Genomic DNA, 5,918 nt, shown 5'->3' on the forward strand with positions numbered 1-5,918 from the left:
TGCGACGCCGCCCGCGGCACCGGCGGCAGCGGCGCGCGGGGCATGGCGACCGGGGCGGACTGCCCGCGCGGCGCGATCACCACCGCCGCATCCGCCGGCACCACCGTGCTGCGCAGGGGCTGCGCCACTCCCGCGCCGGTCGGCAGCAGGATCAGCAGCGCGGCAATCCGGGCGCGAAGACGCATGACGAAATGCTACTGCAAGGCGATACGACCAAGCCAGCGAAATGATGTCAGCGGCCCAGCATGCTCCGCGCGACGATCAGCCGCATGATCTCGTTGGTGCCTTCGAGGATGCGGTGCACGCGCAGGTCGCGCACGATCTTCTCGATGCCGTAGTCGGCCAGGTAGCCGTAGCCGCCCAGCAGCTGCAGCGCCTCGTCCGCCACGCGGAAGCCGGTGTCGGTCGCGAAGCGCTTGGCCATCGCGCAGAAGGCGGTGGCGTCGGGCGCCTTCGCGTCCAGCTTGGCGCAGGCGCGCCAGAGCAGGGTGCGCGCCGCTTCCAGCTCGGTCTGCATGTCGGCCAGGCGGAACTGCGTGGCCTGGAACCGCGCCACCTCCTGCCCGAAGGCCTTGCGCTCACGCACGTAGCCCAGCGCGATGTCCAGCGCGCGCTGAGCGCCGCCGAGGCTGCAGGCGCCGATGTTGAGCCGCCCGCCATCCAGCCCCTGCATGGCGAAGCGGAAGCCCTGCCCTTCCTCGCCCAGCAGCGCCTCCGCCGGCACGCGCGCATCCTCGAAGATCACCTGGCGCGTCGGCTGGGCGTTCCAGCCCATCTTCTTCTCGTTCGCGCCGAAGGAGAGGCCGGGCGTATCTTTCGGCACCAGCAGCGCGGAGATGCCGTTCGCCCCCGGCCCGCCGGTGCGCACCATGGTCAGGTAGAGGTCGGAGGCGCCGGCGCCGCTGATGAACTGCTTCACGCCGTTCAGCACGTAGCCCTGGTTGTCGCGAGTGGCACGGGTGGACAGCGCCGCGGCGTCGCTGCCGGCGCCGGGCTCGGTCAGGCAGTAGCTGGCGATCCTGTCCATGCCGACCAGTTGCGGCAGCCATTCCGCGCGCTGCGCGTTGCTGCCGAAGCGGTCGATCATCCAGGCGACCATGTTGTGGATGGAGAGGAAAGCGGAGGTGGTGGGGCAGCCGGTCGCCAGCGCCTCGAACACCACCGCGGCGTCGAGCCGCGTCAGACCCGCGCCGCCGCTCTCCTCCCGCACATAGAGTGCGGCCATGCCGAGCGCGGCGGCTTCGCGCATCGCCTCGACGGGGAAGTGCTTCGTCTCGTCCCATTCCTGCGCATGCGGCGCCAGGCGGTCGCGGGCGAAGGCCAGCGCCGTCTCGCGCAACTCGCGCGTGGCCTCGGGCAGGTCGAAGACGACATCGTCGAGCGGCATGGCGTTCTCCCGGCCGCCGACTATAGCCGCGCCGCGATCTCCTGCCAGCGGGCGCGCGTCCTCTCGACGTTGCGCGCCTTGATCGGGCCGAAGCCCTTGATGCCCGAGGCCGCCTCCGCCCACTCGCAAACCGTGGCGTGCGTCGCGGGCGAGAGCTTCGGCAGCATCGCCTCGATCGTCGCGCGATACTCCTCGATCAGCGCGCGCTCCATCCGCCGCTCCTCGGTGCGGCCGAAGGGGTCGAGCGGGGTGAAGCGCAGCGCCTTGCCGCGCCGCAGAAGGCCCATCGCCGTCAGCATCCAGGGGCCGAAGCGGCGCTTCCTCGGCAGGCCGGTGTTCGGGTCGTCCTTCGAGATGATGGGCGGCGCCAGGTTCATCTCGATCCGCGGGCTGCCGGCGAAGTCGTGCGCCAGCTGCGCCTTCCATTCTGGCAGGCTGTGCAGCCGGGCCACCTCGTACTCGTCCTTGAAGGCCATCAGCCGGTGCATCTGCACGGCCACCGCGCGCGACAGCCGCTCCGCGCCCGGCACCGCCAGCTGCTCCGCGACCCTTACCTTCTCCACGAAGGCGGCGTAGCGCTTCGCATAGCGCCGGTTCTGGTACTGGGTCAGGTCGAGCATGCAGCGCGCCACGATCTCGTCCAGCGTTTCCGGGCGGGCCGGCGCCGCATCGGGCTGCGTCAGCGCCGCACGCCGGCCGAGCGCGAAGGCGGCCAGGTTGCGCTCCACCTGCGCGCCGTTCAGGCGGATGGCCTGCTCGATCGCGGCGGAGGAGACGGGCACCAGCCCGCGCTGGAAGGCCGCGCCCAGCAGCCAGATGTTGACGTAGATCGCATCGCCGAGCGCCTCGATCACCTCGGCGCCGGCGTGCAGCGGATGCACCTCCTTCGCCGCCGCGCGCAGGCTGCCGAGCATTGCTTCCGCGTCGTAGCGGGTGGAGGTGTCGCGCACGAATTGCGCGGTAGGCTGCAGGTCGGCATTGACGATGGCCGCGGTGCGCCGCGGGCCGAGCAGCGGGCGCGCGTTGCGCCCATGCGCCACCACCATGTCGGAGGCGAGCAGCAGGTCCGCCTGGCCCGCGCCGATGCGCGGCGCGGGGATGCTGTCCTCGGTCGCGCCGGGCCGGCCGATGCGCAGCTGCACATAGACGCCGCCGCCCTTCTGCGCGAAGCCCAGCGTGTCCACGCTGCGCGAGGGACGGCCATCGACATGCGCCGCCATCGCCAGGATCTGCCCGAGCGCCGTGACGCCCTGCCCGCCGACGCCGGCCAGCAGCAGGTTCCAGGCGCGGCCATCCACCGGCTCCGGCAGCGCCGGCTCGGGCAACGTGCCCTCCACCGCGGCGACTGGCTTCGGCTTCGCCGGCTCCGCGCCGACCAGCGTCACGAAGGACGGGCAGAAGCCCTGCACGCAGGAGAGGTCCTGGTTGCAGGCGCTCTGGTCGATATGGCGCTTGCGGCCCCAGGGCGTCTCCAGCGGCTCCACCGCGATGCAGTTGGAGACGCGGGAGCACTCGCCGCAATCCTCGCAGACGCGGGGGTTGATCACCGCGCGCCGCTCGGCCTGCGCGGCCTTGCCGCGCTTGCGCTTGCGGCGACGTTCCGTCGCGCATTCCTGGTCGTAGATCAGCGCGGTGACGCCGGGGACCTCGCGCAGCATGCGCTGCACCGCGTCGAGCTCCGCGCGCGGGTGGAAGGTGACGCCCGCCGGCATCTCCGGGTCGCCCTGGTGGCGGTCCGGGTCGTCGGCGACGACGGCGATGCGCTGCACGCCTTCCGCGCGGATCTGGGCGGCGATGCGCGGCACGCCGGGATCGCCTTCCACCGCCTGGCCGCCGGTCATGGCGACGGCGGAATTCACCAGCACCTTGTAGGTGATGCTCGCCTTCGCCGCGACCGCGGCGCGCAACGCCAGGCTGCCGGAATGCGACCAGGTGCCGTCGCCGATATTGGCGAAGACATGCGCCTCCTCCGTGAAGGGCGCGATGCCGATCCAGGGCACGCCCTCGCCGCCCATCTGGGTGTAGGACGCCGTCTCGCGCTCCGGCATCTTGGTGACGAGCCAGTGGCAGCCGATGCCGGCCAGGCCGCGCGAGCCCTCCGGCACGCGCGTGGACGTGTTGTGCGGGCAGCCCGGGCAGAAGAAGGGGTCGCGGCTGGCCAGCGGCTCCGCCGCGCCGCGCTCCAGCTCCTCCAGCTCGCGCAGGCGGGCGGACAGCGCCTCGGTGCGCAGCGCCTGGGGCAGGCGCATCGCCAGCGCGCGCAGCACCTGGGCCGAATCCAGCTCGGCCAGCTCGGACAGCAGCGGCGCGCCGCGCTCGTCGCGCTTGCCGACGATGCGCGGCCGCTCGGCAAGCGGGTAGAGCGCCTCCTTCAGCTGTGGCTCGAGGAAGGCGCGACGGTCCTCGATGACCAGCACCTCCTCCAGCCCGCGGGCGAAGCTTCGCGCCGCCTCGGCGTCCAGCGGCCAGGCGAGCCCCACCTTCCAGACGCGCAGGCCGTTCTGCCGCGCGAAGTCGGGCGAGATGCCGGCATCGGCCAGCACCTGGCGCAGCGTGGCGAAGGCCTTGCCGCGCACCACGATGCCGAAGCGGGCGTTCGGGCTGTCCACCACGATGCGGTCGAAGCCGTTGGCACGCGCGAAGGCGACTGCGGCGGGCAGGCGGTGCAGCCGCACCCGCCGCTCCTGCGCCAGCGCCGTGTCGGGGATGCGGATGTTGAGCCCGTCCGGCGGCAGGTCCAGGCCGGTGGGCTCGACGGTGGCATAGGCGGCCGGGTCCACGCGCAGGGTCTGCGCGGCGTCCATCGTCTCGGCGACGCATTTCAGCCCGACCCAGGCGCCGGAGAAGCGCGACAGCGCCAGGCCCTTCACGCCGAACTCCAGCACCTCCGCCACCTCGGCGGGGTCGAGGACGGGGATCTCCAGGTCCTGGAACGTGACCTCGCAGCCGGAGGTGACGGTGGAGGACTTGGCCGCCGGGTCGTCGCCCGACAGGGCCAGCACGCCGCCCCTCGGCGCGGTGCCGGCGAAGTTGCCGTGGCGCAGCGCATCGCCCGCGCGATCGGTGCCCGGGCCCTTGCCATACCAGATGCCGAACACGCCCTCGTGCCGCGCGCCCGGCGAAAGCTGGACCTGCTGGCTGCCCCAGACCGCGGTGGCGGCCAAATCCTCGTTCAGGCCGGGGGTGAACACGACGTTGGCGGCGGCAAGGCGCGCCGCCTGCTTCTCCAGTTCCTTGTCGTAGCCGCCGAGCGGCGAGCCGCGGTAGCCGCTGATGAAGCCGGCGGTGTTCCAGCCCAGCGCGGCGTCGATCTCCCGCCGCAGCAGCGGCAGGCGCACCAGCGCCTGGATGCCGGTGAGCACCACGGGCTCGGCCGCGGCATTCCACTTGTCTTCGAGGCTCGCTTCGGGGCGCTGCAGACTGCCCATCGCGACGGCTCCCTTACCCATTCCCGGACTATGGAAAGGCTAGGCCGGGCTTGCCAGAGGGTGCTTCCGTATTCTGTTGTGCAGCGCCGAAGATTCGGAAGGAGCTTCTGGGATGGACGCGATCGACAGGAAGATCCTTCGGACCCTCTCGCGCCAGGGGCGACTGAGCAACACGGAGCTGGCGGAGGCCGTCGGCCTCTCCCCCTCCCCCTGCTGGACGCGGGTGAAGCGCCTGGAACAGGCCGGAGTCATCAAGGGCTATGCCGCGCTGCTGGACCAGGCGGCGCTCGGCCTGCCCGACACGGTCTTCATCGAGGTGATGATGGAGCGCCACGACCAGGACAGCCTGCGCCGCTTCGAGGAGACGGTGATGGCCATCCCGGAGGTGCTGGAATGCCACCTGGTGACGGGCGAATACGACTACATGATCAAGGCCGCGGTCGGCGGCACGGCGGGCTACGAGAAGCTGCTGCGCGACCGGCTCTACCGGCTGCCCGGCGTGCGCCACACCCGCACCAGCTTCGCGCTGCGCTGCCTGAAGCGCGAACTGTCGCCCGTGCCGGAGTGACCGGCACGGGCGGATCCGGGTTCAGGCCGGCGGCAGCACGCGAATGTCGGCGGTCTCCACCAGCACGACGTCCACCATCGTGCCCGGGCTCAGCCGGCGGATGAACTGGCGCATGCCAGGATCCTGCACGCGCACGGTACGCTGCGCGCCGTCCGGATCGGTGAAGGTCACGGTGTTGCGGCCGAGATCGATGCCGTCCACGCGCACCCGCGTCCGGGTTCCTTCGCTGATGCTGGCGGCGGGGCGCTGGCCGGGCGCGGCGCGGGTGGCGACCACGGCGCTGCCGGTCGGCGCAGCGCCATCCGCCGGGGCCATCGCCGCGACGACGGCATCCGTCACGCGGATGACCACCCGATCGCCCGGCTTGATCTGCGCGAGGTTGCGGACCTGCGGGCCGGCCTTGATCGTCGCGAGGCGGCCACTCTGCGAGCCGGCGTCGCCGCGCAGCAGCACGGACCGCTCGGTCATGTTGACCGTCTCGACCACGGCCGTGCGCTCGGCGGTGGTGGCGACGGCGGCGGCCTGCGGCGCGGCG

General features: G+C 72.3%; 5 protein-coding genes. 1 reads left to right on the forward strand and 4 read right to left on the reverse strand.

Features of this window, described 5'->3' with window-relative positions; genetic code table 11:
- The 3 genes from OZN99_RS23415 to OZN99_RS23425 form a co-directional block, all read right to left on the reverse strand.
- The coding region (locus tag OZN99_RS23415; RefSeq protein ID WP_270937669.1) for a hypothetical protein at nucleotides 1-185 on the reverse strand (185 nt) is incomplete at its 3' end.
- Nucleotides 186-232: 47 nt separating this feature from the next.
- On the reverse strand, nucleotides 233-1,387 hold the full coding sequence (locus OZN99_RS23420; RefSeq protein WP_270937670.1) for an acyl-CoA dehydrogenase family protein: 1,155 nt from the start codon (nucleotides 1,385-1,387) through the stop codon (nucleotides 233-235).
- A 20-nt stretch (nucleotides 1,388-1,407) separates the two neighbouring features.
- Nucleotides 1,408-4,815 (reverse strand): indolepyruvate ferredoxin oxidoreductase family protein, encoded by a 3,408-nt coding sequence (locus OZN99_RS23425; RefSeq protein WP_270937671.1) that lies wholly within the window; start codon nucleotides 4,813-4,815, stop codon nucleotides 1,408-1,410.
- A 112-nt stretch (nucleotides 4,816-4,927) separates the two neighbouring features.
- On the opposite strand from OZN99_RS23425, the gene OZN99_RS23430 reads away from it, so the two are divergent.
- On the forward strand, nucleotides 4,928-5,383 hold the full coding sequence (locus OZN99_RS23430) for an Lrp/AsnC family transcriptional regulator (protein ID WP_270937672.1): 456 nt from the start codon (nucleotides 4,928-4,930) through the stop codon (nucleotides 5,381-5,383).
- Between the two features lie 21 nt (nucleotides 5,384-5,404).
- Here OZN99_RS23430 and OZN99_RS23435 read toward each other — a convergent pair.
- A partial coding sequence (locus tag OZN99_RS23435) for a hypothetical protein (protein WP_270937673.1) occupies nucleotides 5,405-5,918 on the reverse strand: 514 nt, incomplete at its 5' end.

The sequence above is a fragment of the Falsiroseomonas oryzae genome, assembly GCF_027856955.1.
GTDB lineage: Bacteria > Pseudomonadota > Alphaproteobacteria > Acetobacterales > Acetobacteraceae > Falsiroseomonas > Falsiroseomonas oryzae.

Excerpts from the sequence above, each read along its gene's own strand:
- OZN99_RS23420 (WP_270937670.1), bottom strand. The coding sequence starts at position 1,387 with ATGCCGCTCGACGATGTCGTCTTCGACCTGCCCGAGGCCACGCGCGAG.
- OZN99_RS23425 (WP_270937671.1), bottom strand. The coding sequence starts at position 4,815 with ATGGGCAGTCTGCAGCGCCCCGAAGCGAGCCTCGAAGACAAGTGGAAT.
- OZN99_RS23430 (WP_270937672.1), top strand. The coding sequence starts at position 4,928 with ATGGACGCGATCGACAGGAAGATCCTTCGGACCCTCTCGCGCCAGGGG.